At 73.6% G+C, this 24,955-nt stretch carries 21 protein-coding genes and 1 pseudogene; 10 read left to right on the forward strand and 12 right to left on the reverse strand.

The window, feature by feature from the left end; all coding sequences use genetic code 11:
• The first annotated feature begins 62 nt into the window (after positions 1 to 62).
• The 3 genes from ACZ6RC_RS12985 to ACZ6RC_RS12995 all read left to right on the forward strand — a co-directional run bounded on the left by ACZ6RC_RS12985 (position 63) and on the right by ACZ6RC_RS12995 (position 4,121).
• Positions 63 to 929 carry a LysR substrate-binding domain-containing protein gene (locus ACZ6RC_RS12985; protein WP_469581860.1) on the forward strand — a complete coding sequence of 289 codons (867 nt, stop codon included), beginning with the start codon at positions 63 to 65 and terminating at the stop codon, positions 927 to 929.
• Positions 930 to 1,260: 331 nt separating this feature from the next.
• Positions 1,261 to 3,090, forward strand: a complete 1,830-nt coding sequence (locus ACZ6RC_RS12990; RefSeq protein ID WP_453611565.1) for an AMP-dependent synthetase/ligase — start codon at positions 1,261 to 1,263, stop codon at positions 3,088 to 3,090.
• Positions 3,091 to 3,326: 236 nt separating this feature from the next.
• Positions 3,327 to 4,121, forward strand: a complete 795-nt coding sequence (locus tag ACZ6RC_RS12995; protein WP_391135969.1) for an aldo/keto reductase — start codon at positions 3,327 to 3,329, stop codon at positions 4,119 to 4,121.
• A gap of 152 nt (positions 4,122 to 4,273) precedes the next feature.
• Here ACZ6RC_RS12995 and ACZ6RC_RS13000 read toward each other — a convergent pair whose 3' ends face one another.
• Positions 4,274 to 5,230 carry an NADP-dependent oxidoreductase gene (locus ACZ6RC_RS13000; protein WP_469581863.1) on the reverse strand — a complete coding sequence of 319 codons (957 nt, stop codon included), beginning with the start codon at positions 5,228 to 5,230 and terminating at the stop codon, positions 4,274 to 4,276.
• Positions 5,231 to 5,344: 114 nt separating this feature from the next.
• Between ACZ6RC_RS13000 and ACZ6RC_RS13005 the strand changes: the two genes are divergently transcribed.
• Both ACZ6RC_RS13005 and ACZ6RC_RS13010 read left to right on the forward strand, forming a co-directional pair.
• Entirely contained in the window at positions 5,345 to 6,373 is a 1,029-nt protein-coding gene (locus tag ACZ6RC_RS13005; protein ID WP_469581866.1) for a GlxA family transcriptional regulator, read from the forward strand.
• A 3-nt stretch (positions 6,374 to 6,376) separates the two neighbouring features.
• Complete coding sequence (locus ACZ6RC_RS13010) at positions 6,377 to 6,841, forward strand: RICIN domain-containing protein (protein ID WP_469581869.1); 465 nt, start codon at positions 6,377 to 6,379, stop codon at positions 6,839 to 6,841.
• A 34-nt stretch (positions 6,842 to 6,875) separates the two neighbouring features.
• Here ACZ6RC_RS13010 and ACZ6RC_RS13015 read toward each other — a convergent pair whose 3' ends face one another.
• Complete coding sequence (locus ACZ6RC_RS13015) at positions 6,876 to 7,820, reverse strand: class I SAM-dependent methyltransferase (RefSeq protein ID WP_469581872.1); 945 nt, start codon at positions 7,818 to 7,820, stop codon at positions 6,876 to 6,878.
• A 350-nt stretch (positions 7,821 to 8,170) separates the two neighbouring features.
• Here ACZ6RC_RS13015 and ACZ6RC_RS13020 point away from each other — a divergent pair, with 350 nt between their 5' ends.
• The 3 genes and pseudogenes from ACZ6RC_RS13020 (at position 8,171) to ACZ6RC_RS13030 (ending at position 10,955) form a co-directional block, all read left to right on the forward strand.
• Positions 8,171 to 8,590, forward strand: coding sequence for a helix-turn-helix domain-containing protein (locus ACZ6RC_RS13020; protein ID WP_469581875.1), 420 nt, complete (start codon positions 8,171 to 8,173; stop codon positions 8,588 to 8,590).
• A 116-nt stretch (positions 8,591 to 8,706) separates the two neighbouring features.
• The gene (locus tag ACZ6RC_RS13025) at positions 8,707 to 10,083 is read left to right on the forward strand and encodes a hypothetical protein (protein ID WP_469581878.1); all 1,377 of its coding nucleotides are present in this window, start codon (positions 8,707 to 8,709) and stop codon (positions 10,081 to 10,083) included.
• A 41-nt stretch (positions 10,084 to 10,124) separates the two neighbouring features.
• Positions 10,125 to 10,955 (forward strand): annotated as a pseudogene (locus tag ACZ6RC_RS13030) (IS5 family transposase).
• A 110-nt stretch (positions 10,956 to 11,065) separates the two neighbouring features.
• On the opposite strand, the gene ACZ6RC_RS13035 reads toward ACZ6RC_RS13030, so the two are convergent.
• The gene (locus tag ACZ6RC_RS13035) at positions 11,066 to 11,371 is read right to left on the reverse strand and encodes a 4a-hydroxytetrahydrobiopterin dehydratase (RefSeq protein ID WP_453611581.1); all 306 of its coding nucleotides are present in this window, start codon (positions 11,369 to 11,371) and stop codon (positions 11,066 to 11,068) included.
• Positions 11,372 to 11,462: 91 nt separating this feature from the next.
• Between ACZ6RC_RS13035 and ACZ6RC_RS13040 the strand changes: the two genes are divergently transcribed.
• The gene (locus tag ACZ6RC_RS13040; protein ID WP_469581881.1) at positions 11,463 to 12,287 is read left to right on the forward strand and encodes a helix-turn-helix domain-containing protein; all 825 of its coding nucleotides are present in this window, start codon (positions 11,463 to 11,465) and stop codon (positions 12,285 to 12,287) included.
• Here ACZ6RC_RS13040 and ACZ6RC_RS13045 read toward each other — a convergent pair.
• The 3 genes from ACZ6RC_RS13045 to ACZ6RC_RS13055 all read right to left on the reverse strand — a co-directional run bounded on the left by ACZ6RC_RS13045 (position 12,277) and on the right by ACZ6RC_RS13055 (position 14,658).
• Entirely contained in the window at positions 12,277 to 12,690 is a 414-nt protein-coding gene (locus ACZ6RC_RS13045; protein WP_469581884.1) for a hypothetical protein, read from the reverse strand. The genes ACZ6RC_RS13040 and ACZ6RC_RS13045 overlap by 11 nt on opposite strands.
• A 167-nt stretch (positions 12,691 to 12,857) precedes the next feature.
• Entirely contained in the window at positions 12,858 to 13,310 is a 453-nt protein-coding gene (locus ACZ6RC_RS13050) for a hypothetical protein (RefSeq protein WP_469581886.1), read from the reverse strand.
• A 70-nt stretch (positions 13,311 to 13,380) separates the two neighbouring features.
• A complete protein-coding gene (locus ACZ6RC_RS13055; protein WP_469581891.1) occupies positions 13,381 to 14,658 on the reverse strand; it encodes a phage baseplate protein in 1,278 nt (425 codons plus the stop codon).
• Between the two features lie 303 nt (positions 14,659 to 14,961).
• On the opposite strand from ACZ6RC_RS13055, the gene ACZ6RC_RS13060 reads away from it, so the two are divergent.
• Positions 14,962 to 15,612 (forward strand): low temperature requirement protein A, encoded by a 651-nt coding sequence (locus tag ACZ6RC_RS13060; protein ID WP_469581894.1) that lies wholly within the window; start codon positions 14,962 to 14,964, stop codon positions 15,610 to 15,612.
• 49 nt (positions 15,613 to 15,661) lie between these two features.
• Here the strand turns inward: ACZ6RC_RS13060 and ACZ6RC_RS13065 are convergent, their stop codons facing one another.
• The 6 genes from ACZ6RC_RS13065 to ACZ6RC_RS13090 form a co-directional block, all read right to left on the reverse strand.
• Positions 15,662 to 16,141 (reverse strand): GNAT family N-acetyltransferase, encoded by a 480-nt coding sequence (locus ACZ6RC_RS13065; protein WP_469581897.1) that lies wholly within the window; start codon positions 16,139 to 16,141, stop codon positions 15,662 to 15,664.
• A gap of 168 nt (positions 16,142 to 16,309) precedes the next feature.
• Complete coding sequence (locus ACZ6RC_RS13070; RefSeq protein WP_469581900.1) at positions 16,310 to 16,477, reverse strand: hypothetical protein; 168 nt, start codon at positions 16,475 to 16,477, stop codon at positions 16,310 to 16,312.
• Positions 16,478 to 16,530: 53 nt separating this feature from the next.
• Positions 16,531 to 16,941: a hypothetical protein gene (locus ACZ6RC_RS13075; RefSeq protein ID WP_469581903.1), complete on the reverse strand. Its 411-nt coding sequence runs from the start codon at positions 16,939 to 16,941 to the stop codon at positions 16,531 to 16,533.
• Between the two features lie 269 nt (positions 16,942 to 17,210).
• Entirely contained in the window at positions 17,211 to 18,650 is a 1,440-nt protein-coding gene (locus ACZ6RC_RS13080) for an amino acid permease (protein ID WP_469581906.1), read from the reverse strand.
• 66 nt (positions 18,651 to 18,716) lie between these two features.
• Positions 18,717 to 20,897 carry a phage holin family protein gene (locus ACZ6RC_RS13085; protein WP_469581909.1) on the reverse strand — a complete coding sequence of 727 codons (2,181 nt, stop codon included), beginning with the start codon at positions 20,895 to 20,897 and terminating at the stop codon, positions 18,717 to 18,719.
• Positions 20,898 to 21,045: 148 nt separating this feature from the next.
• Positions 21,046 to 24,825, reverse strand: coding sequence for a hypothetical protein (locus ACZ6RC_RS13090; RefSeq protein ID WP_469581912.1), 3,780 nt, complete (start codon positions 24,823 to 24,825; stop codon positions 21,046 to 21,048).
• Positions 24,826 to 24,955 lie beyond the last annotated feature (130 nt).

Raw genomic sequence — 24,955 nt, forward strand, 5'->3', positions numbered from 1 at the left:
ACAGCGCTCTGACTGTCATCACGTTCCGCGATAGCCGCGCCGCCGCGCGATAGCCTCGTCGCGTGTACGACCCCGCGCAGCTGCGCACCTTCCTCGCGGTCGCCCAGACGCTGAGCTTCACGCAGGCCGCGCGGCGGCTCGGGCTGCGGCAGTCGACCGTCAGCCAGCACGTGCGACGCCTCGAGGAGGCGACCGGGCGTCCGCTGTTCACCCGGGACACGCACAGCGTGGAGCTGACGGAGGACGGCGAGGCGATGCTCGGCTTCGCCCGGACGATCCTGCAGGCGCACGAGCGGGCGTCGGCGTTCTTCACCGGGACGCGGCTGCGCGGGCGGTTGCGCTTCGGGGCCTCTGAGGACTTCGTGGTGACCCGGCTGCCGGAGATCCTCCAGTCGTTCCGGAGCGAGCACCCCGAGGTGGACCTGGAGCTGACGGTCGAGCTGTCGGGAACCCTGAACGCCCGGCTGGAGGCAGGACGGCTCGATCTGATCCTCGCCAAGCGGCGCGCGGACGAGACCGGCGGCGAGCTGGTGTGGCAGGACGCGCTGATCTGGATCGGCTCGCCCCAGCTGCGCCTGGACCCGGACCGGCCGGTTCCGTTGATCGTCTTCCCGCCGCCGGGGATCACCCGGGCGCGGGCGCTGGAGGCCCTGGAGGCGCAGGGGCGGGCGTGGCGGATCGCGTGCACGAGTTCGAGCCTGAGCGGCAACATCGCGGCGGCGCGGGCCGGGCTCGGGGTGATGGCGCACACGCGGGGCCTGGTGCCGCCGGGGCTGAGCCGGGTGCCCGCGCGGGCCGGGCTGCCGGAGCTGGGCGAGGTCGACTTCGTCCTGCGCAAGGGGCGGCGGGGCGGGGCGACCCAGCGGGCGGCGGACGCCCTGGCCACGGCGATCCTCGCGGGCGGCGACCGGCTGCACCGCCCGCACTGAGGGCCGGGGCGGGCGACCGGCCGCGAGCCCGCGCCGGAGGCCGGGCCGCGCGCCCGCGTGTCGGGAGCGGGGTGGTGATCGGCCGCGCGCCCGCGTCGGGAGCGCGGCGGTGATCGGCCGGTACAGATTCCGTGGAGATTCGCTCCCCGGCTGCTTACCGGCGAGTCAGTAACGACCGGCGCCGCTCCGCCACTTGTCCTTCCTCCCCGCGCTGACCTGTGCGTATGCACAATGTCCCGACTTCGTGAAGGCCCTCCCGCCGGGCAGGCCCGTGGGGTACCGTCACCCGCGCCGTACGGAGCGCGACAACGAGCGGTCGAGGAGCAGGTCTTTGCGCGAGTTCACCGTGCCGCCCGTCGAGGCGGCGCCTCAGGTCGGCGGTCTGGCGGACGCCGTGTTCGACCACGCCCTGGAGGCGCCGGACCGGGTCGTGCTCGGCCGCAAGGACGCCGGGGGCGTGTGGCGGGAGGTGACCTCCGCGCAGTTCCGCGACGAGGTGCTGGCCCTCGCCAAGGGGCTCATCGCGCACGGCGTGCGGTTCGGTGACCGGGTCGCGATCATGGCCAGGACCCGTTACGAATGGACGCTCTTCGACTTCGCGCTCTGGACGCTCGGCGTGCAGTCGGTGCCGATCTACCCCACCTCCTCGGCGGAGCAGGTCTACTGGATGCTGCACGACGCCGAGGTGACGGCGTGCGTGGTGGAGCACGAGGACCACGCGATGACCATCGGCTCGGTCATCGACCGGCTCCCCCGGATGCAGCGGCTGTGGCAGCTGGACGCGGGCCGTGGCGCGGTCGCCGAACTGATGGAGGCGGGCGCCGGGATCGACGAGGACGTCGTCCACCGGCACCGGCGGGCGGTGACCCCCGACTCGGTCGCCACGATCATCTACACCTCCGGCACGACGGGCCGCCCCAAGGGGTGCGTGATCACGCACTCCAACTTCATGTTCGAGACGGACATGCTGGTGGGCCGCTGGGAGCCGGTGTTCCACTCGAAGCCGGGCGACGAGGCCTCGACGCTGCTCTTCCTGCCGCTCGCCCACGTCTTCGGTCGGATGGTGGAGGTGGCGGCGGTCCGCAGCGGAGTGAAGCTGGGCCACCAGCCGGCCCTCACGGCCTCGGAGCTGCTGCCCGATCTGGCCGCGTTCCGGCCGACGTTCATCCTGGCCGTGCCGTACGTCTTCGAGAAGGTCTTCCACGCGGCCCGCCGCAAGGCGGAGGCCGACGGGAAGGCGGGCCCCTTCGACAAGGCCGTGGAGGTGGCGGTCAAGTACGCCGAGGCGATGGAGCACCGGGCGTTCGGGCTCGGACCCGGGCCCTCGGCGGCGCTGCGGGTGCAGCACCAGTTCTTCGAGAAGGTCGTGTACGGGAAGGTCCGCGAGGCCATGGGCGGGCGGGTCCGGCACGCGATGTCGGGCGGGTCGGGGATGGACCGGCGGCTCGGGCTGTTCTTCGAGGGCGCGGGAGTGACGGTCTTCGAGGGGTACGGCCTGACGGAGTCCTCGGCGGCGGCCACGGCGAACCCGCCCGAGCGCGTGAAGTACGGGACGGTCGGGCAGCCGGTCCCGGGGACGACCGTGCACATCGCCGAGGACGGTGAGGTGTGGCTGCACGGGGGGCAGGTCTTCTCGGGGTACCTCAACGACCCGCGCGCCACCGCCGCCGTGCTCGACAACGGCTGGCTGGCCACCGGGGACCTGGGCATGCTCGACGAGGAGGGCTATCTGACGATCACCGGGCGGAAGAAGGAGATCCTGGTGACCTCCAACGGCAAGAGCGTGTCGCCGGCCGGTCTGGAGGAGCGGATCCGGTCGCATCCGCTGATCGCCCAGTGCATCGTCGTGGGCAACGACCGACCCTACATCGCCGCGCTGGTGACCCTGGACCAGGAGGCGGTGGAGCACTGGCTGGCGATGCAGGGGCGGATGCCGCTGCCCGCGGCCGATCTGGTGCGGGACCCGAGCCTGGAGGCGGAGATCCGGCGGGCGGTGGTCTCGGCCAACACCCTCGTCTCGCAGCCGGAGTCGGTACGGACGTTCCGGATCCTGGCCCACCCCTTCAGCGAGGAGCACGGCCTGCTCACCCCGTCGCTGAAGCTGAAGCGGAAGGCGATCGAGAAGGTGTACGCGACGGAGGTCGAGGCGCTGTACGGCTGACCGGCACCGGGCCGCCCCGGGCCCGGAGGGTCCGCCGGGCGTAGCCGATCCCGTCGTCCGGGAGGCGTATCTCGGCGCGAGCGGTGGTATCCGGAAGGACGGGGCGAGCGGCACGGCGGAATGCGATCCGCCGCCCGATCGTTGACCCTGGGAGTACCACCCGACGACGTTAGGATCGACCCCTCGTGAGCACGGACAACAAGGTCCCTTCCCTCACCCTGAACAACGGCGTGCGGATGCCGCAGCTCGGCTTCGGCGTCTGGCAGGTGCCGGACGACGAGGCGGCGCAGGCGGTGACCACGGCCCTGGAGGCCGGCTACCGCTCCATCGACACGGCCGCGATCTACGAGAACGAGACGGGCACGGGCCGGGCCGTCACCGGCTCGGGGATCCCGCGCGACGAGCTCTTCGTCACGACGAAGCTGTGGAACACCGAGCAGGGGTACGACTCGACCCTGCGCGCCTTCGACGCCTCGCTCGACCGGCTGGGCCTGGACTACGTCGACCTGTACCTGATCCACTGGCCGGTGCCGGCCAAGGACGCGTACGTCGACACGTACCGGGCGTTCGAGAAGATCCACGCCGACGGCCGCGCCAAGGCCATCGGGGTGTCGAACTTCCTCCCCGAGCACCTGGAGCGGCTGATCGGCGAGACGTCGATCGTCCCGGCCGTCAACCAGATCGAACTCCACCCCCACCTGCAGCAGCAGGAGTCCCGCAAGGCGCACGCCGACCACGGCATCGCGACCGAGGCGTGGTCGCCGCTGGGGCAGGGCAAGGGGCTCCTGGAGGTTCCGGCGATCGTCGCGATCGCCCAGAAGCACGGCCGCACCCCCGCCCAGGTGGTGCTGCGCTGGCACCTCCAGACGGGCAACGTGGTCATCCCGAAGTCGGTGACCCCGGACCGCATCCGGGAGAACATCGACGTCTTCGGCTTCGAGCTGGACGACGAGGACATGGGCGCGATCGCCGTCCTCGACGAGAGCCGCCGCCTCGGCCCGGACCCGGCCGAGTTCAACGCCGGCGCCTGAGCCCCAGGGGTTCCTGTCGATCAGACCCCGGCGAGATCCGCACGACCCTTCGGCACCGCGTCCGCGGCGCCGCGCGACCGCCCTCCGGCCGGAGGATGCATCCCCGGCCGGAGGGCGGTCGTGTGCGGCGGTAGGGCGGTCGTTCGCGGTGGTCAGGCGACGGTGAGGACGATCTTGCCGCGGGTGCGGCCCGACTCGCCCAGCTCGTGCGCCTTCGCCGCCTCCGCCAGGGGGAGGACCGTGTCGACCTCGGGCCGCAGCCGTCCCGACTCGACCAGTTCGGCGAGGCCGAGGAGCCCGGCGTAGTCCGGCTCGACGAGGGTGAAGCCGGTGCGGATGCCCCGCTCGGGCGCCGGGACGGCGTCCGGGGACGGCAGGGTCACCAGCGTGCCGCCGTCGCGGAGCACCGGAAGCGAGCGGGTGCCGTAGTCGCCGCCGAAGCAGTCGAGGACGACGTCCACGTCCCGTACGGTCTCGGCGAAGTCGGTCGTCGTGTAGTCGACGGGCTCGTCGACGCCGAGCGAGCGCAGGAACTCGTGCTTGGCCGCGCTCGCCGTGCCGAGGACGTACGCCCCGCGGGCCTTGGCGATCTGGATGGCGAGGTGGCCGACGCCGCCCGCCGCCGCGTGGACGAGGACCCGCTGGCCGGGACGCAGCGCGGCCGTCTCCACGAGGGCCTGCCAGGCGGTGAGGCCGGCGAGCGGGAGCGCCGCGGCCTCGACGTGCGAGAGGGAGGCGGGCTTGCGGGCGAAGTGACGGGCCGGGGCGGTGACGTACTCGGCGTACCCGCCGGCCTGCCGCGGGAACTCCGGCATGCCGAAGACCTCGTCGCCGGGGGCGTAGAGCGTGACACCGAGGCCGACGGCCTCCACGACGCCGGAGACGTCGTAGCCGAGGACGGGGGTCTCGTCCCACATGCCGAAGCCGCCGGTGGCGCGGGACTTCCAGTCGATCGGGTTGAGGCCGGCCGCGTGGACCCGGACCAGGATCTCGGTGGGGCCGGGCTCGGGGCGGGCGACGCGGGTCTCGGTGAGGACCTCGGGGCCGCCCCATTCGGTGGCGGTGACGGCGCGCATCGTGGTGGGGGCGGCGGCGGGGGCGGCGTTCATGAAGGGCTCTCCTGTGCGGTGTCCGGTGCGGTGTCGCGTGGTGAGCCTCCAGCGTCGGCGAGATTCCCGCCGCCCAGTACTGGCCAGAAGGCCATGATGTGACAGAATCTGGCCATGACCACCTGTCGGCCGTCGCCACCCGAGCACCGCGACCCCTCCCTGCCGCCGCCCCACCGGGTGGCGGTGCTCGCCCTGGACGGTGTGATCCCGTTCGAGCTGGGCATTCCCGCCCGGATCCTCGGCGCCCCGGCCGCCGTGGACGGCTCGTCCCTCTACGACGTGCGCGTCTGCTCCCTCGACGGCGCGCCGGTCCGCACCTCGGACGGCTTCTCGATCGTCCCCGAGCACGGGCCGGAGGAGCTGGCGCTGGCCGACACCCTCGTCGTGCCGCCCACCTACGAACTGCGCGCGCTCGCCGAGGACGGCTCGCTCCGTGACCGGCTGGCGGAGACCCTGGGGCGGGTGCGCCCCGGCACCCGGATCGTCTCCATCTGCACGGGTGCGTACGCCCTGGCGTCGGTCGGCCTGCTCGACGGGCGCCGTGCCACCACCCACTGGTGGGAGGCCGCGCACTTCCGGTCCCTCTTCCCGGACGTGCTGCTCGACGAGGACGTGCTGTTCGTGGACGACGGGGACATCCTGACGTCGGCGGGGGTCGCGGCCGGGGTCGACCTCTGTCTGCACCTGGTCCGCAAGGACCACGGCAGCGCGATGGCCAATCTCGTCGCCCGCCGCTGCGTCGTCCCGCCGTGGCGGGACGGCGGCCAGGCGCAGTACATCGAGCGTCCGGTCCCCGAGCCGACGGCCGCCACCACCGCGCCCACCCGCGCCTGGGCCCTGGAGCGGCTCGACCGGCCGCTGACCCTGAACGAGCTGGCGGGGCACGCGCGGATGAGCGTACGGACCTTCACGCGCCGCTTCCGCGACGAGGCGGGGACCACGCCCGGGCAGTGGCTCACCGCCCAACGCCTGGAGCTGGCCAAGCAGTTGCTGGAGACCAGCGATCTGTCGGTGGACCACATCGCGGACCGGGCGGGGTTCGGCAGCGGCAACTCCCTTCGGCAGCACATGCGCAGTGCGGTGGGGGTCTCCCCCGCGACCTACCGGCGCACCTTCCACCTGACCACGTCGAGCAAGGGGTAGAGAGTGAGCGGATCGCCCGCACCGGTCGAGGAGGGTCTCTACCGGGTGAGGAACGTGGCCAGCGGGCTGCTGCTGGAGGTGTACGGAGGGTCGAGCCGCAGCGGCGCCAACGTCCAGCAGGGCAAGGAGAACGGCACACCCGGCCAGCACTGGCACATCACGCCGGTCCCGAACGGCGGCGGCCTCCATCACCTGGTCAACGCGGCCGGCGGCAAGCGGCTCGACGTGGCGAACGCCTCGACCGAGAACGGCGCCAACGTCCAGCTGTGGAAGGCGAACAACTTCGGCGCCCAGGAGTGGATCATCGAGCAGGACCTCCAGACGCCGGGCACGGTCGCGCTGGTGAGCTTCGTCAGCGGGCTGCTCCTGGAGGTCGAGGACGGCTCGATGGACGACGGCGGGAACGTCCGGCAGTGGGAGGACACCGACTCCCCCTCCCAGTGGTGGCGGCTGGAGCCGGTGTCCTGAGCCCGCGCGCCGAGCCCGCCCCGGACGGCGGCGGTCACCCCTTCCGGGCGGCGTGGACGGTACGGGCCGCGAGCCGGAACAGGTCCGTGCGGCGGTGCAGCGAGAGCGGCTCGGACGGGTCGAGGAGCCGGTCCAGGGCCTTGAGGTCGTCCTCCGCGGCCGAGCCCTCGCAGGTGACGCGCAGGCGCTCGAAGTGGGCGACGGCCTGCTCCCTTACGACCGGGGCGACGGGGGCGGGGCTGTCGGCCAGGAAGGTGCGCGTGCCGGCCGGGGTGAGCCCGGCGGCGGAGAGCAGCGCGGGCCAGTCGTCGACCTCGTCCCTGGCGCCGGGCAGCGCCGACCGCATCTCGCCGAACCACTCCGCGTGCAGCGCGTCGAGCCGGGCCTCCAGGCCGGGGCGGCCGATGCCCTGGTTCCACGGCAGGTGGCGGGCGGGCAGGCCGCCCTCGACGAGGACCAGGAGGCCGCCGGGCCGCAGGCGTTCGGCGAAGGCCGCCAGCGCGGCCCGCTGATCGCCCATGTGGTGGAGGGTGTTGGCGGCCCAGAGGAGGTCGGCGTCGCCCAGTCCGCCGATGGCCGCGGGGAGTTCGGCGTGCAGGGTGGTGAGCCGTCCGCCGAGACCGCGGGCCTCGGCGCGGTCCCGGGCCCGCTCCAGCAGCTCCGGGGTGCCGTCGACGGCGACGGTCTCCGCGGCGGGAAAGGCCTCCGCGAGCAGCGCGGTCAGGACGCCGGGGCCGCTGCCGATGTCCAGGATCCGGCGGACGCCGTCGCCGGGGAGGAGGGTGCCGAGCCAGGCGGCCGCCTCCGCGTAGAGGGGGCTCTCGATCTCCGCCTGGCGCTCCAGGAGCACGGCCATCTCGGCCCAGTCGACGGCGTGGCCCACCTCGTGGTGGCCGTGGCCGGCGCCCTGGCGGGGCTGCCCGCCGTGCGGGTGCGGGTGCGGGTTCGGGTGCCCGTGCTCGGGCTCGTGAGGACTCATGGGCCCAGGCTGCGACGGGCGGGCCGGAAACGCCACATGCCTTGCCGTTCCGGCAAACTCACCGCCGGGCCGTCGGGGGCTCCGGCCGAGGGACCCAGCGCCTCCGCGACGGACGGGGTCAGGCGCTTCCTGGGCCGCGAGCCCCGCGAGGTCACAGCCAGCGCGACCGGGGCGTTCGGGGCTGGGGCCTTCGCGACCGGGGCGTTCGGGGCCGGGGCCCGTCGTCCCGCTGATCCCCGGGTCGCCCGGGCCGCCCGGGCCGCCCCTTCCCGAAGCGGGCGGACCGGGGCGGGCGGACCGGGGCGCGCGGGCACGCCCCGCGCGGCTCGGCCGTGTGGGATCGTGGTCGGGTGACCCTGGAGGACCTCGTCCGGCTGCGCCGGGCCCGCGACCTGATGGACCGCGCGTACGCGGATCCCCTCGACGTGCCGGCGCTGGCGCGTGTCGCGCTCATGTCGCCGGGCCACTTCTCCCGCAGCTTCCGGGCCGCCTTCGGGGAGACGCCGTACAGCTATCTCATGACCCGCCGGATCGAGCGGGCGAAAGCCCTGCTGCGGCGGGGCGACCTGACGGTCACGGAGGTGTGCTTCGCGGTCGGGTGTACGTCCCTGGGCTCGTTCAGCACACGCTTCACCGAGCTGGTCGGCGAGACCCCGAGCGCCTACCGGGCCCGCGGCCACGACGAGGGCAGCGCGATCCCGGCCTGCTTCGCGAAGATCCACACGCGCCCGGTCAGAAACGGCGAGGCCACAACGCCGCCACGCTCCTAAGTTCTGTCGCCAAAGCCATGCATCAGCCCGAGAGCGGTACACGGAGGCCGCTACCTCGCCGGCAGCCCATTCAGGCGACCGGGCACCTGTCAGTGACTCCTTCTACGCTTTCAACCGTGAACATAGATGATCTTTCATGGCAGGTCGACAACTACGGTGGCCTGCCTCCCCGAAAAGTGGATCTCCTGCTGGAGCGCGGTCACCTGGACCTGGTGATTCAGGCAGCGGAAGAGCGCGCTGAGTGGTTCTGCGCGGAGCGCGCGGCGCAGGAGCTGTGTCTGAGGGGCGCGTTCGGTCGGGCCATCGAGATGATGGAGCCGTTTGTGGCTCTCGGGTGGCGGCCGTCCCTCTGGGCGAACGCGAACGTTCTGCTGCGGGCGGGCCGGACGGGCGAGGCCCTGGATCTGGTCCGTCCTGGCGAGGAGGGGCGTACCTCGGAGTATGTGTGCCGGGACTTTGCCGAGCTGCTCGTCAGGGCAGGGCGTGTTGACGAGGCCGTCGATCTGCTCGTGCCGCATCTTGGGGGGTGGTGGATTCGGTCGGTGCTGGTGGAGATCACCGAGGGCCAGGGCCGAGACGAGCGGGTGCTGGAGTTGATCGCCCCGCACGCCGAGACTGCGCGGCAGGCCCTTGAGAAGAGCCGTTGGGCTTCCATCGACGAAGGAGTCCTGGTACTCCAGACTCGGATGCTGGAACGTATGAACCGCGCCGACGAGGCGATCCGCGTCCTCGGCACGGACATCGCCGTGCAACGCTATGGCACCCAGAACACCCTGACCGCCTACGCCGAACTGCTGTCACGCCACCACCGGCTGGACGCCCTGCGTGAGCTGGCCACCGGAGAGCACGCCCACACCGTCCTTGACATCTTCGCCGGTGCCCTCCGCGACTGCGGCCGGGCCGACGAGGCCGAGACGGTGATGCGGGAGGCTATCGCCGCTGACGACTGGGTCGGGTATCGGGCCTGGCTCTCCGGGACCCTGTTGCAGGACGGCCGGTTGGACGACGCAATCGCCGTGGCCGAACCCGGCTTCAGTTGGTACGACTGCTCCAACCTCCTGGCCCCACTCGTCCACCCGCTGTTCGACCGTCCCGAAGAGCTGCTCTACCTTCTGGACCACCCCCTGACCGTTCCCCACCATGGCCACGAGGAATTTCGCTACTCATGGAGGGCCTTCGCCCTCGCCAGTCTCGGTCGCGCTGAGGAAGCGATCGCTGTGGTCGAGGCCCACCCGGACCCGTTCAACGATCCCCGCCTCGTCAGAGCCGACCTGCTCAGTACCGCCGGCCACCTCGCGCAAGCCGAGGCGGAACTGCGGGATCTGGGTACCGTCAAAGCACGTGAGGACCTGTTCGAGGTCCTCGTCAAGCAAGGGCGAGCGGCCGAAGCGGTCGCCGCCCACCCCGCCGTCGCCGAGCAGCGTGCCGCCAGGGCGAAGACCGCATCCGTTCCCCTGCGGGAGGACGGGTATTCCGCGGACCCCCCTTTCTAGGCGGTGCCTTCAGATGATCTTTCCTGCTGGATCATGGTGGTATGACGCACCGCCACGAGTCGGATGCCGAGTGGGAGTTCGCGCGGCCGTTGCTGCCTGTATCGCTGCGGGGACGGAAGCGGGCTGGACGACCGCCGTGTCCTGAACGGGATCGTGTGGAAGTTCCGCACCGGCGTCGCCTGGCGGGATGTGCCCGAGCGATACGGTCCATGGGCCACGCTCCATACCCGCTTCCGTAGGTGGGCGATGGATGGGATGTTCGACCGGATGCTCCGGGCTGCCCAGGCGAAAGCCGATGCGGCCGGCGATGTCGAATGGCTCGTCTCGGTTGACTCGACCGTCGTGCGTGCCCACCAGCACGCCGCCGGAGCCCGAAAAGAGGGCTCCGCAACCCCGGCGCTCGGCCGGTCCAGAGGTGGACTGACCAGCAAGATCCACCTGGCATGTGACGGCCGGGGCCGTCCCCTCGCCTTTGTCGTCACGGGCGGCAAACACCAACGACTGCACCCGGTTCACCACCGTGATGGAAGCGATCAGAGTGCCCCGGATCGGACCGGGACGGCCCCGCATCCGGCCAGATCACGTCCTGGGCGACCAGGGCTACAGTTCGAAGGCGATCCGCACCTGGCTCCGCCGCCGGCATCCCGCACACGATCCCCGAGCGGGCCGACCAGGTTCGAAACCGGGCCCGGCGTGGCAACCATGGAGGTCGCCCAACGGCCTTCGACCGCGAGGCTTACAAACAGCGCAATGTCGTGGAACGGTGCTTCAACTGTCTCAAGCAGTGGCGAGGCATCGCTACGAGGTACGAAAAGACCGCTGATTCCTACGAAGCCGCCGTTACCCTCGCCTCACTCCTCATGTGGGCGTGACATCTGACGACAGAGCCTAGGGGGTGTCGCGGCCCCGCCGGCAGCATGCTGCGCTTAGTCCGGCCGCGCGGGCGGTGGGCCCCGGCGGGGCGTGGGGGCCGGCGGCCGGGTCAGTGCGCCCCGTGGGCCGGGGCCACCGCCTCCACACGCTCCGCCAGGGCGAAGTCCTTCTCGGTGATCGTGCCGCCGGCCGAGTGGGTGTGCACGGAGACGGCGACAGTGTCGTAGCCGAGCGTCAGGTCGGAGTGGTGGTCGAGCTCCTGTTGGATCTGCGCCACGTGGACGACGAGCGCGGTGGCGGCGAAGTGGTCGCCCAGACGGTACGTACGCGTGATCCGGTCGTCCGCGAGCGTCCAGCCGGGAAGCTCGCGCAGGCGGTCCTCGATCTCCTTCTGCGACAGCGGCTCTGTGGGCATGTCCGTACTCCCTCCGGTCGGGGTTGCTGACCGTGACGATACGGTCCCGGAGACTCGATACCCGGGCCGACACCTGGGATACCGTCGGGCCATGACAACTCTCGTGACGGGTCCGGGCGTAGGGCCGCTCCTGAGGGGGTGGCGCGAGCAGCGTCGGCTGAGCCAGCTGGAGCTGGCGATACGGGCCGATTCCTCGGCCCGGCACATCTCGTTCGTCGAGACGGGCCGGTCCCGGCCGAGCGAGGAGATGGTCCTGCGTCTCGCCGAGCACCTGGACGTGCCGGTACGGGAGCGCAACGCGCTCCTGCTGGCGGCGGGTTACGCCCCCCGGTACACGGAGACGGCGCTCGACGCCCCGCGCATGGAGACCTTGCGGAAGGGGATCGAGCAACTCCTCTCCGGCTACGACCCGTATCCGGCGCTCGTCGTGGACGGCTCGTACACCGTGGTGGCGGCCAACGAGGCGATCGGGCGGCTCCTGGCCGGGCTGCCGGAGCACCTGCTGACCCCGCCGGTGAACGTGATGCGGGTGACGCTGCACCCGGAGGGGCTCGCTCCGCGGATCCGCAATCTCCGTGAGTGGCGGGCGCACCTGCTGCACCAGATGGAGCGGCAGATCGGCCTGGCCCGCTCGGCGGCGCTGCGGGCGCTGTACGAGGAAGTAGCCGCGTATCCCGTGCCGGAGGCCGCGGCCGAGGGGGAGGACGGTCCGGGCCGGGAGGATCCGGAGCCGTACCCGTATGTCGCGCTGCCCCTGCGGATCGAGCACGACGGGCGGGTGCTGTCGTTCGTGTCGTCGATCTCGACGTTCAACACGCCGATGGACGTGACGGTCGCCGAGCTGGCCATCGAGACGCTCCTCCCGGCCGACCCGGCGACGGTCGCGTACCTGCGGTCGTCGGGTTCTACTCCGTAGCCCGCAGGGCCGACCACTGGAGGACGGCGAAGGCGGCGACGACGGCCGCCTGCGCCGGGATCCACACCAGGCCGGCGGTGGTGGGCTCCAGCCAGGCGACGAGGGCGACGAGGCTGAGGACGGCCCACAGGGCGTTGACGTCTACGACGAGCCGCACGCCGAGGGCGGCGGGACGCGGGCGGGTCGCGAGCCAGGCGACCCCGGCGGCGAACACGGTGAGCAGCAGGCCGAGTTCGAGCAGCAGCCCTGAGCCGACGCCGAGCAGCTCCCCCAGCGGTCCGGAGGCGGCGAGGTAGGCGAGCCCGTTGCCGCCGGTGACGGCGGCGTCGAGGGCGAGGAAGCGGCGCACCATGGACTGGGGGCGGTTGGTGCGGGAGAGACCGGTGAGCAGGGCCTGGGACATGGCGGATCACGCTCCGTGGGGAGTTCGGGCCGATGGTGGGCCCGGAGCTCGGACGGAGTGCGCCGCCCGAGTCCCGGTGGCCACCACGATGCCGCCGCGCACGGCCGGGGTCGATGACGTCCCAGGTAATGCGGGGCCCCGCGGCCGGGTGCCGCGGGTCGATACGGCTAACGCCAGACGGTCTGCACCGAGTCGAGCTGGACCCAGGTGATCGGGCTGGTGGCGGTGGCGCCGTAGACGCTGACCGCGCCGGACGGGTTGACCTCGAAGCGGCAGGCGTTGACGCCCTGGTGGTTGTTGCGCGGCGCGGTGGCGCGGGCGTACCAGCTCGGGGTGAGGCCGGCCGGGAGGGTGGCGATGCGGGCGTCCGCGGTGAGGTTGCAGGAGATCAGGCCGCGCGCCTGGAGGTAGGCCGTTCCTGCGAGGGTGAGGATGCGGACCTGCGGGGTGGCCCCGGCCTGCGGGGTGATGCCGGGTTCGAGGACGAGGTCGGTCCACTCGCCGGCCTCGACGCCCGCGGGGGCGGCGGCGGCCGGGGAGGCGGCGGCCAGGCTGCCGACGGTGAGGGCGGCGGGCAGGGCGAGGGCGGCACCGAGGATGCCGCGGCGGTTCTGGGGCATGGGGGGGGCGTCTCCTTGACGGGTGTCGGGGAAGGGCGGGGGCGGGTGGCTCGGCTCGCGCGCCGGGCCGTCAGCTCCAGATGGCGCTGAAGCTGTCCAGCTGCGCCCAGGTGATGACGTGGGTGTCGCGTCCGCCGTAGATCCGCAACTGCCGGTCGCTGCTCGCCTCGACGCGGGCCACGCACACGCCGGCGATGTTGTTGCGGGGGACGTTGGCCCGGACGGTCAGGGTCGGCGTCAGCGCGTCGGGCAGCGTGGCGATGATCCCGTCGGCCGCGAAGGCGCCTTTCACGCCGCCCCTGAGCTGGAGGGTCGTCGTCCCGCCGAGGGCGATCAGCCGGCCCTCGGGGGCGTACCGGTCGGCGGTGACCCCCGCCGCCAGGGCGAGGGGCCGCCAGTCCGTCAGCACCTTCACGCCGTCGGTCTCCGGCGCGCCGGACAGGAACATGAGGGTGCAGGTGCGCGGGCCGGTCAGCTCGCCGGCGAAGCCGAAGCAGAGGTGCGGCACCCCGTCGCGTACCACGACGGCCATCCCCTCGGGCTCGCGGAACGGCAGGCCGGGCGCGGCGACGCACAGCCGCTGGTCGAGGATGGCGCCGGTAGCCCAGTCGACGGCGGTCAGATGGACGTTCCCCGGCGGCGGGTTGTCGGGGTGGTCGGGGCTGATGGGCATGCCCGAGAGCAGGTACAGCACGCCCGCGTGGGACGTGTATCCCTGGAACCAGCCCTTCTGGTCGGGGTGGGGGATGCGCTGGAGCGGCTCCCACACACCGGCCCGTGCCTTCTCCAGGTCGTGGCGCTCGAAGTAGCCGGCGCCGTCGTGGTGGAAGCGGACGACGAGTTCGGCGGCGCCGCGGTCGATCGTGCAGGTGACGAACTCGGCGCCGGGCGCGGGCCGGTAGGGCGGGGTGTGGAGCGGGGAGCCGTGGTCGAGGACCGTGCCGGATCGGAAGTCGAAGCTGGTGACGGCGGTGCCGAAGCCCTCGTTCTTGCCGTTCGGCTTGGACGCGGTCTCGGTCCAGAGGCGGACCACCCCGGCCCGGTTTTCCACGCCGAGGGCGACGCCGTGGCCGAAGCCGCGCAGATACATGTGCCCGGTGACGGCCCCCGCGGGGTCGAGGCGGGTGACGCAGAGGTCACCGTGCAGGTTGCGGTCGGCATAGGAGAGCGGCGCGGACTCGTCCGGCAGCCGGGTGCCGCCGCCCATCAGCTGGGCGACGAAGATGTCGCCCGACACGGGGTCGACGCCGAACGACTGCATGACCGTGCCGTTCTTCAGCGGGCGCCGGTGGAGCAGTTTACCCACCGGCCCCGCGAGGTCTATCCGTCCTTCGATGCTGACGCTCAACGCCGGTGCTCCTCGCTGTCCATCCGGCGTTTCCCCGCCGGGACAGCGGAAGTCTGCCAAACGGGCCCCGGGAAGCCCGGGGTGGGTGGCCCGAGGGGCGGACGGGAGCCCAACGTCCGTACCGCACAAGCGCATTTCGGCTCTCCGACCCGGACGACGCGCCCCTGCGCGCGACGCTGCGGCGCACCGCGCTGGCCTCCGTGCTGCCGCCGCTGGTGCTGCTGCTGATCGGCAGCGCGTACGACGGCAACGTGCGGCTGCTGCTGTGGCTGGGCGCGGTGGCCGTCGACCGGCGGGATCTACGTGACCGGCTCGTCCGGCTGGCGGGTCGGCTCCCTGGGCCATTTCGCCGAGCGCCACAGCCTGATCGTGATCATCGCGCTGGGCGAGTCGATCGTGGCGATGGGCATGGGGATGTCCGGTTTCCGGCTCACCGCGGCCGTCCTCGGCGCGGCGGCCGCCGGGCTGCTGCTCTCGGCGGCGCTGTGGCGGCTGTACGTCCGACAGCTCGGCGAGGCGGCCGAGCACCGGCTCGCGGGCCTCTGCGGCGACGCCCGCACCCGCTTCGCCCGGGACGTGTACACCTTCCTCCACCTGCCGCTGGTCGCGGGCGTGGTGCTCTGCGCCCTCGGCATGAAGAAGGTCGTCCACCAGGTCGCCGACACGGGGCACTACGGTCTCGCGGAGCCGCTCCACGGGGTGGTGGCCTGGTCGCCGACGGGCGGCGTCGGGGTGTTCCTGCTGGGCGCGGCCGCGATCGTCCTGCGCTCCACCGGCCGGCGGCCGACGGCCCTGGCCGTGGGAGGGCTGTGCTGTCTGGTGGCGGGCCCGCTGGTCGGCCTGGTCCCGGCGCTCGTGGCGCTGGTGCTGCTCGCCTGCGCGCTGTCGCTGCTCGTCGCACTACACGCCCGCCGTCCGTCGACCACTCCCGCCCCGGGCGCTGCCGGCGTTTGACGGGGGACGCCAGTGGCAGGCGCGGTGGCCGCCGTCCGGGCGCGGCGGGTCACAGCTCCCGGTGCATGATGTGGAGGCCCACCGGACCGTGCACGGGGTGCAGGAACGCTCCCGGCACCGTGCCCACGACGGTGAAGCCGAGGGAGCGCCAGAGCCCGAGGGCGGGGTTGGTCTCCACGACCGCGTTGAACACCATCGCCGTGTAGCCGTCCTCCTTCGCCGCCGCCAGGACGTGTTCGGCGAGGCGGCGGCCCACGCCCCGGCCCGCCGCGCGCGGCGCCACCATGAACCCGGCGTTGGCGACACGGGCCGCCGGGCCGCCGTAGTTGCGGCGGACGTAGGCGGAGGCGAGCACCTCGCCGGCCTCCTCGACCACGAACACCCGGCTCCCCGGCGCCATCCACAGCTCCCGGGCCGCGTCCTCGCCGGTGTCGCGGTCCCAGGCGTACGTCTCCCCCGCGGACACGATCGCGTGCCAGAACGGCCAGATGCTCGGCCAGTCCTCCGCCACGGCGTCTCTGATCATCATGGTGTCGAGTCTGCCAAACCCCAGGAGACCGGTCGCGTACGGGCCCCGTGGGGGCGGCGGGGGCAGGTCGGCGAGCGGGCCGCCGGGCCGGTCGACGGGCGTCGAGCCCTCGACCGCGCGGCAGGCCGACCCGCCGGCCGACTGACCGGGCGCGGGTGCCGATCTCGCTCAGCGGGCGGCGTGCTCCTCCCGGGCGGGGGCGCGGACGCCGGCGGCCGGGGCCTCCCGGGACGGGGCGGGTTCCGGTTCCGGCGCGGTGGCGTGGACGGGGCGTTCGTCGCGGGAGGCCTCCGCGCGCAGCAGGGCGTTGAGCACGGCGAAGTGGTCGATGGGCATGGCGAAGCTCCTTGCGGTGCGGGGGTGAGGGGCTGGTGAGGGGTACGGGCCTCTCAGCAGCGCATCACCCGGCACCGCGGGGCGCCGGAGCGCGCAACGGGTCGTCGCAGCGGCGCGTCGGCCCCGGCGCGCGGGGCGGTCGGGGCCGTGCGCGAGAACCGTCCGCCCCGGGCGGCGGCCCTCCGCCGGGACCGGTCCCGGCCGGGAGCGGCGTTCTCGGACTCGGCCGTGTCGTGCGCTTCCCCGACCGGGTCGGGCGTGGTGGACGCGGCGGACCTGGTCTCGACGGCGGCGGGACCGGCCGCCCCGCAACCGGCCCCGAAGAGAGCGGCCAGGACGAGGAGGACGGCAACCAGTACGGCGCGCCGGCGCGCTCGCCGGCCGATCCGCCGCCGCTGCCCGGCCGTGCCGGTCCCGGCCGCCGGGGCGTCGGGAGCGGTGGGTGGCGCGGACAGGGACCTCATGGAGATCCAAACTGCCCCGGTTCGCCCTGGCTTCTCCCTCCCCCGGCCGTGATACGCCCGGGCGGCCTACGCGGGGACGCCGGAATTCACCGGACCGGGGGCGTGGCGGGCGCGACCGGGCAGCACACCGCTATCCCGGCCGCGGGAGACATCGGCGCCAGGCGCCGGTGCGGGGGACATCGGCGTCAGGCGGCGGTGCGGGGGACATCGGCGTCAGGCGGCGGCGCGGGGGACATCGGCGTCAGGCGGCGGCGCGGGGAACGTCGACGTCAGGCGGCCGCGCGGTTCCTGCGGGCCGCCATCCACGCGTAGACGAGGACTCCGGCGAAGAGGAACAGCACCCCCTGATAGACGGCCGCGTAGCCGGATCCCGCGACCAGCCACATCGAGAAGGCGAAGGCCGCCCCGGCGAGGACGGTGTCGCGGACCAGGCGGCCGCGGTCGACGCGCTCCGGCCGGCCGGAGACCAGGAAGTAGATCTGGGCGGCGCTGGAGAGGAGGTAGGGGACGGTGGCCGTGAAGGTGGTGACGAGGACCAGGGTCTTGAAGACGCCTTCGGTGCCGACCGTGTAGTTGTAGACGGTGAGCAGGGAGGCGAGGACGACGGTCACGGCGACCCCCACCGTGGGGACCCCGCGCCGCTTGCGGGCGAAGGCCTGCGGGAAGAGCCCGTCACGGGCGGCGGCGTACGGGGTCTGGGCGCTGAGCAGCGTCCAGCCGTTGAGCGCGCCGACCATGGAGACCAGCGCCATGCAGGCGATCGCCGTCCCGCCCCAGGAGCCGCCGAACATCGCGTTCACGGCGTCGGAGAACGGTGCCGTGGAGTCGACGAGCCGGTCGTGGGCGACGGTGCCGAAGACGGCGAGCGTGCCGAGGAGGTAGATCGCGGCGGCGCCGAGCGTGCCGAGGACGGTGGCGCGGCCGACGTTGCGCCGCGCGTCGTGGACCTCGCCGGCGCTGACGGCGGCCGACTCGACGCCGAGGTAGCTGAAGAGCAGGATCGCGGCGGAGGCGGAGAGCGCGCCAGCGGCGCTGTCGCCCTCGGCGAGGAAGGGCCCGAGGTTGTCGCCGTCGAAGAAGAACAGTCCGCCGACGGCGACGAGGAGGAGGGGTACGAACTTCAGCACGGTCGCCACGAGCTGGACGGCGCCGACGTACCGGGTGCCGGCGAGGTTGGCGAGGGCGGGCAGCCACTGGAGGGTGAGCGCGGCCGCGAGGGTCGCGGGCGTGGAGCCGTGGAGGGGGATCAGGACATCGAGGTAGCCGACGGCGGCGACGGCGAGGGCGGCGTTGGAGACCCAGGCCGTGATCCAGTACGACCACGCGGCCAGGAAGCCGGCGAAATCGCCGAACGCCTCGCGGGCGTAGACGTACGGGCCGCCGGTGCGCGGGTGGCGCCGGGCGAGGCGGCCGAAGACGAGGGCGAGGGCGATCGCGCCGAGGGTGAGGACGGCGAAGGCGACCAGGCTGATCGTGCCGTAGGGGGCGACGGAGGCCGGCAGCAGGAAGATCCCGCCGCCGATGATGTTGCCCATGACCAGGGCCGTCGCGACCGGCAGCCCGAACCGCCGGGCGTGCTTGCCGTCCTGCCCGCTGTCCCGCGGGCCGCCGGGCTCCGTGTCGAGCGGGGCGGGGGTGCCCTGCGGTCTGCCCGGCGTGCCGTCCTGGCGGGCGGGGGCGGTGGCCTGGGGAGTCGGGGCCGTGCTCATGAGGGGTGGTGCGCCTTCCGTCGTACAAACCCGACCATGGTCGGACACGCCGAACACCCGTCCAAATCAGCTGGTTTTGTCCTGCCCCGCCGCCCCGTCAACCGGAAGAAGTGATTCCGAATCGATGTCGGGCCGTGAAATCTCCTGCGACGCCCGCGCGGGCGTCACCTGCGGGAGCGGCACCTGCGGTCCCGCGCACTCCCTCAGCCACCCCCGCAGCACGCGGTGCACCTGCTCGGCTCCCGCCAGGCCGGCCGGCGGCGCCGTGAGGTCCAGCGGCGACATGAGGAACGGACGCGCCTGCTCCCCTCCGAGGCCGCCGTGCGAGCCGATCTGTTCCTCGAAGGCGTGCACCCGGCCGGTCTCGGGGTCGTACATCGAGTTGACCATGATGTCGGCGACGTGCGGGAAGCCGTCCGTCCGCCGCACCGCGTCCGCCGCGCCCGGCCCGAAGACCGCGAGCGGCCCGTCGTCGGCGAGCTCCGCGACCGGCACCTCCGCGCCGTCCGGGCCGAGCACCACGGACCCGTGCTCGTCGCTCGCCACCAGCAGGAAGCCGATGCCGGGATGGTCGGCGAGGGTCTGCAGGAGCGCGGGGTGGCGGCGGTCTATCTCCTCCCGGGTCATGCGGTGCGGGACGCCGGGGAAGGAGATCAGCCCCAGATTGCCGGAGGCCAGGACCAGCGGGCCGGCCGGCCGGCCCGACCCCTCGGCGGCGTCGCCGTCCTCCCCGTCGGCCGGCCGGTGCAGCGCGCTGCGCAGCGCGTCCCGCGCCGCGTCCCTGGCCTCCGAGCCGCTGGGCGTGCGCCGCACCTTGCGCGGGACGGGCAGCCCGCACCCGGCGCGTACGAGGTCCTTGAGGGTGAGTCCGTACGCGCCCTCGAAGGTCTCCCCCGGGCTCTGGCCGTGGTCGGAGAGGAGCACGATCCGGTACGGCCGGGGCGCGTGCGCGGCGACCTCCGCTATCAGGGCGATCGAGCGGTCGAGCCGCGCGAGGACCCGGTCGGCGTCCCTGCCGTGCGGACCGGAGTGGTGCGCCACCTCGTCGTAGGCGACGAGATCGGCGTAGACGGCCGTCCGGCCCGCCAGGACGTCCCCGATCACGGCGGCGACCACCACGTCCCGCTCGACGACCGTGGCGAAGGCCCGGATGACGGGGTAGGCGCCGCCGCGCGAGACCCGCGGGGACTCCTTGCGCAGCCGCGCCCGGGTCGACTGGACCACTTCGCGGGCGGCCTCGGCGACGAACGAACCGGCGGTGCGGACGGCGTTGGCGGGGTCGGCGAAGTACGCGAAGTAGCCGGCGCGGGAGCGGTTGCGGCGGCCCCGGCGGGCGGCCATCGACAGGACGAGCGCGAGCTGCTCGGCGCCCCCGCTGAACAGGTTCCCCCGGGAGGCCCCGTCGACGGTCAGCAGCCCGCCGTCACCGGTGCGCTCGATGGCGCGGCGCTGGAGTTCGACGGCGCTCGCCGGCCGGTTGCTGACCATCAGCCGGCCGGTGTCCTTCTCGTACCAGCGGAAGGCGGGCACGTCCTCGTTGGAGCCGTGCAGGATGCCGAGCTGACTGGCCCCAGTCTGGCTGGACCAGTCGGTGCGCCACGGGGTGAGCCGGTGGGTGGTGTCGAGCCAGCCGGCGACGGTCGGCATCAGCCCGGCGGCGACGGCGTCGCGCAGCACTCGATGGCCGACGCCGTCGAGTTGCAGGAAGACGGTGCCGTGGGACGCCTCGGGGGCGCCGGATCCGCCGGGCGAGACGACCGCCCGGGGGCGTCGGCGGGCGGCGAGGCGGTAGAGGCGGCGGCGGTAGGCGTCGTCGTCGCCGACGGCGAGCGCGGTGGAGGTGGCCGAGGCGACGGCGGACATCACCGCGGCGACCACGACGGCGGTCTCCGGCTCGGCCGTGCCGCGCCCGTCGGGTATCAGCCAGAGGGCGAGGAGGAGCAGCGAGCCGTTGAGGAAGAAGACCAACAGCCCGAGGAGGAGGGCCGGTACGAGCAGCAGCGCGCGTACGATCAGCGGCCACACGAGCGCGCCGAGCAGCCCGAACGCGCCCGCGGCCCAGCCGGCGGTGAGCGCGGTCCGGGTGATGCTGTCGCCGTCCTGGGACGACTGGAGCTCGAAGTCGGGCAGCAGCCCGGCCAGGGCCAGCAGGGTGAGGGTCGACACGGCCCAGACCACGATCACCCGCCCCAGGGCACTGCCCGCCTTCCGCCAGCGGTCGGCACTGCGCCATCGCCCGTCACCCACGCTTGGTTCACCTTTCACCTGTTCCTGCCCCCAGCCTGGCACACCGCCTCCCGGGCCCCGGGGCCGTATCGGCGGGGCGGCTCCCAGGCGTGGGCGCAGCACGGCCCGCGGGACCACGGAGCAGGTGCGGCGCGTTCCTCGCGGGCCGCTACGGTCCGGAGAACAGCTCGGCCGCCACCACCCGGACGGCGTCCGGCGCGACGGCCGCCAGGCGGTCCAGGACGTTCTCCCACGGGCCGACGGCGAGGGCCCGGGCGATCAGGCGCTCCCGCTGCGGGGAGAGAGCGGCATCGGAGAGGCTCGCCAGCGTGATCACCTGCGCCAACTCCTGGTCGAGGAAGCGGACGAGTGGCTCCGCGTCGGCGACCCGTGCGGCGGCCCGGTCCGCCGCACCGGCCCGCGCCAAGGCCAGCGCGAGATCGGTCAGGGCCTCCACGCGTGCGTGCGGTGCCTGGATCCGGTGGATCAGCGCCTCCGCCGCGGTGGCGAGTTCCGCCACTCGGTCCGGCGGATGGGGCGCGCTTCTCCTCCCCGGCCGGTCCTGGGCGGCGAGGTCGGCCCCGCCCGCCGCGGAGCCGATGGCATGGGCACACGCCTTGGCGCGCTCCTTGAGGTCCGGAATCGCCGCGATGGCCGCGTCCGCGCGGTCGTGGGCGCCCAGGCGTGTGTACAGGTCGGCCGCACAGGACAGCTCCAGGGCCATGACCAGCACGAAGCGGATCTCCTGGGCAAGCTCCTCGGCTGCTCCGGCCAGCCTGCGAGCCCAGTCCGGCAGGCCGTGCGCGGCCAGGACCGATCCGAGGGACACCAGGGCGCGTGCGCGACGGGCGCGCTGCTGGTCCGCCGGATCGTCCTCGATCGTGCGGGCGAGACGCTCCGTCCGTCGGGCCAGGTCCTTGGCGTGGGCGAGGTCACCCCGGTCGGCCGCCAGGCCCACCAGCGCGGTCAGCGCCCTGCATCGTTGCTGCCCTCCCTCGATCCGGTGGGCCAGGTGTTCGGCGTCCTCGGCGAGTGCGGCGGCACGGGGGGCCGCTCGCTCGGGGCTTCCGGTCGTCCCGCGCGGCGGAAGGACGGCTTCCGCCAACGCGACCAGTGCCATGACTCGTCGTTCGTCATCGTCGATCTGTCGCACGGCCAGCTCGGCGCTGGTGAGGTCGCCCGCGTCGGTCAGGACCTCCGCGAGAGCGGTGAGGGCAAGCCCTTGGTAGTGGGGCGAGGTGATGTCGCCGGCCCGGCTGACCGCCATGCGAGCGAGGGCGATGCCTCCCTCGTGTTCTCCGGCGGCTCCGCGCTCGCGGGCCACCACCGCGAGGGCGGCGAGCCGTCTGTACCCGTCGGTGACACCGAGAGCCAGGGTTTCGGCGGCCTCGTGATCACCTGCCCGGGCGAGCCCTTGCGCCATGGCGGCCATGCTTCCGTCCCGACCTCCGGGAGCCGCGTCGCCCCTGGCCGCGTTCTCGGCCTCTCTCGCCAGAGCCGTCGCTTTCGCCTGGTCGACGAACGCGAGTTCGCGGGCGAGGAGGGCCAGCACGTCGGCGCGGGCCGCGGGCGAGGAGAGGCCACGAGCGAGGCCTACGGCGCGGTCGTGATGGCCGGCCGCGGCGAGGGCGACGGCGAGTTCCCGGGTCGCATCGGCCACCTGCGTCCACCGGAACGCCTCGCCCAGGGCTCTGACTTCTTCCGGCTCTGCGTCGGAAGGGTCCGTACCGTTCGGGGCGGGTGGGGTGATGAGGTCGACGACCTTCTGCGCGGCGCCGAACTCCCCGCCGTGGGCCAGGCCTTGGGCGAGGCCGACCAGCATGTCCTCGCGCCGGTACTTCCAGATGCTGAACGATGCGGTGAGGCGGCGCGCCCGGTCGAGGTCGCCGGTCGCGGCGGCGCTGCGTACCAACCGGGCGTAGGCGTGGTGCCAGGCGGCTTCTGAGGGCAGGGCCCGGGCGGCCTCTTCGGCTGCCGCGGTGGCCGCCAGGGCCCGGGGCCCGTCACCGGTGGAGGCGCGCGCCTCCGCCAGTTCGCACCACCCGAGAACGCGCCCGTAGCCGTCCTCGATGCAGCCGGCTGCGACCTCGACGGAGCCGGCCAGGGTGACCGCCCGTTCCCGGTCTCCGGCAGCCGCCGCCGACTTGGCCACCGCGGCGAGGGCGGTGGCCCGGTGCTGGGCGTGGTGGATGCCGGCGGCCATGCGTTCGGCCTGCTCGAGGTCGCCGGCCCGGGCGGTCCCCCGGGCCATGGCGGCCGTTGCCTGGTCGCGGTCCCCGGGGCGGGCAAAGCCACGCGCGATCTCTTCCGCGCCGGTCCGGTCACCGGCCTCGGCGAGGCCTTCCACCAGGGAGAGGAGGCTTCGGGTCTGGGCGAATCCGTCGGATGCGGAGCCGGCGATCGCCTCGGCCCGACGGGGCTGCCCGAGCACCGCCCAGGCCGCCGGCAGACCGTGGGGCATCGCGGTGTTGCGCTCGGCCAGTTCGTTGCGGTGGACGGACAGCCGCAGGAGCGAGGTGAGGTCCGGACGAGCCTGTCCGAGGAGGAAGTCCTGGGCCGTGGCAATCTCGGCGAACGCGGCGGCGTCTCCGCCGGAGACGTCGAGCATCCGGTCGTGGCGGAGCGGGTCGGCGGCGCAGAGGAGCATCTCGGCTGCCGCCTCGGCCGCGCCGGTGGCGGTCTCGCCGGCCGCCGCCCGCAGCATCCGGGGGTAGCCGGTGAGCAGGTACTCGGGTGTCTCCTCGGGCCAGTCGCGCCGGCGGTAGGACGCGGCCCATGCGTGCAGGCGTCGGCGGTGGCGCAGGAGGCCGGCCGCGCCGAAGGCGGCCTTGGCCATGACCTGGAGTTCCTCATGGGCGAGCGCGTAGAGGTCGGAGCCTTCCGGACGCTGCCACAGGCCCGGGTGAGCGGTGAAGGCCCGGCCCGTCACCGCGTGCAGCCGGTCCTCGACCTCGTAGCCGGGGAGTCCGGTGAGTTCTGCGAGGTCGTCACGGGCGAGTCCACCGCCGGCCGCCGTGACCAAACCCAGGAGGTCCTGGCCCGCCGGGTCGCCGTGGAGCAGGCGCTTGAGGTCGCGCTCGGCGGTGGTGCGGACCACCTGTGCGTGGCGGGAGGGCGGCAGGGGGCGGACCACGCCGCCCTGGCGCAGGGGGTGGCCGTCGGGCACGTCGTGCGGGATCGGCGGATGCGGCCGGCCCGCGACCACGACCCGCAGGCCCTTCGGCAGGCGTGCGGGCAGCAGGGCGGCGATGCTGTACGTCCCGGGGCCACCGGACACGCCCTGGTCCTCGTCCAGGCCGTCCACGAGGAGGACGAGCCGACGGCCGTGCCGCAGGCAGGACTCGGCGGTGGCGGCCAGAAGTCTGGTCAGGTGCGCCTCGCGGAACTCCCGGGACGGGAGGGGCACCCGGCTCCCGCTCACGGCGGCGAGTTGGTCCGAGACGGCTTCCATGAACGCCCACCGGTCGTTGTGGACGGCGAACCGAGCGGTCACGAAGAACGAGACGACGTCGACCCGCTGCGGTGGGTGCAGCGCGAACCACGACATCAGAGCGGACTTGCCGGCCCACGCGGGGGCCTGCCACCACAGGTAGGCGCTCTCGGTCGGGCCTCCGGAGGCGAAGGCGGCCAGCTCGGCGAGTTCCGCGGTCCGGTCGAGGAGTTCGGCGGGGGCGATCTGGCGCACGTACTCCGTATAGAGGGAGGCAGCCGGGCGGGCGGGGCGAGCCCGCGCGGTGCGCGCCTTCTGGTAGAGTTCCGCGCCCTTTTCCTCGTCGACCGAGCCGCCGCCCAGGGCCCTTACCAAGCTGATCAGTTGTGTCCGGTCGGCCGGCAGGCGCACGCCGCGGAGCATGTCGCCGACCGCGGTGGGCGAGCGGAGGTGCATCCGTACGGCGATGCCGCGCAGCCCCTCCCGACCGTTCTCCTCACGGAGCCTGTCGAGGAACACGAGCAGGTTCCTCACAGGTCCGGTCTCCGGCCACACGCTCTGGTCGGTCGGCTCCCCCGTCGCCAACGACGCCCCCCGCCCGTCCCCCGAGGTGTCCACCGAGTGTCACGCGACGCCGTCCGCCGACGTC

This window comes from Streptomyces sp. NPDC048353 (assembly GCF_055587165.1).

Excerpts from the sequence above, each read along its gene's own strand:
- ACZ6RC_RS12995 (WP_391135969.1), top strand. The coding sequence starts at position 3,327 with ATGCCGCAGCTCGGCTTCGGCGTCTGGCAGGTGCCGGACGACGAGGCG.
- ACZ6RC_RS13000 (WP_469581863.1), bottom strand. The coding sequence starts at position 5,230 with ATGAACGCCGCCCCCGCCGCCGCCCCCACCACGATGCGCGCCGTCACC.
- ACZ6RC_RS13005 (WP_469581866.1), top strand. The coding sequence starts at position 5,345 with ATGACCACCTGTCGGCCGTCGCCACCCGAGCACCGCGACCCCTCCCTG.
- ACZ6RC_RS13015 (WP_469581872.1), bottom strand. The coding sequence starts at position 7,820 with ATGAGTCCTCACGAGCCCGAGCACGGGCACCCGAACCCGCACCCGCAC.
- ACZ6RC_RS13035 (WP_453611581.1), bottom strand. The coding sequence starts at position 11,371 with ATGCCCACAGAGCCGCTGTCGCAGAAGGAGATCGAGGACCGCCTGCGC.
- ACZ6RC_RS13040 (WP_469581881.1), top strand. The coding sequence starts at position 11,463 with ATGACAACTCTCGTGACGGGTCCGGGCGTAGGGCCGCTCCTGAGGGGG.
- ACZ6RC_RS13045 (WP_469581884.1), bottom strand. The coding sequence starts at position 12,690 with ATGTCCCAGGCCCTGCTCACCGGTCTCTCCCGCACCAACCGCCCCCAG.
- ACZ6RC_RS13050 (WP_469581886.1), bottom strand. The coding sequence starts at position 13,310 with ATGCCCCAGAACCGCCGCGGCATCCTCGGTGCCGCCCTCGCCCTGCCC.
- ACZ6RC_RS13065 (WP_469581897.1), bottom strand. The coding sequence starts at position 16,141 with ATGATGATCAGAGACGCCGTGGCGGAGGACTGGCCGAGCATCTGGCCG.
- ACZ6RC_RS13070 (WP_469581900.1), bottom strand. The coding sequence starts at position 16,477 with ATGCCCATCGACCACTTCGCCGTGCTCAACGCCCTGCTGCGCGCGGAG.
- ACZ6RC_RS13075 (WP_469581903.1), bottom strand. The coding sequence starts at position 16,941 with ATGAGGTCCCTGTCCGCGCCACCCACCGCTCCCGACGCCCCGGCGGCC.
- ACZ6RC_RS13080 (WP_469581906.1), bottom strand. The coding sequence starts at position 18,650 with ATGAGCACGGCCCCGACTCCCCAGGCCACCGCCCCCGCCCGCCAGGAC.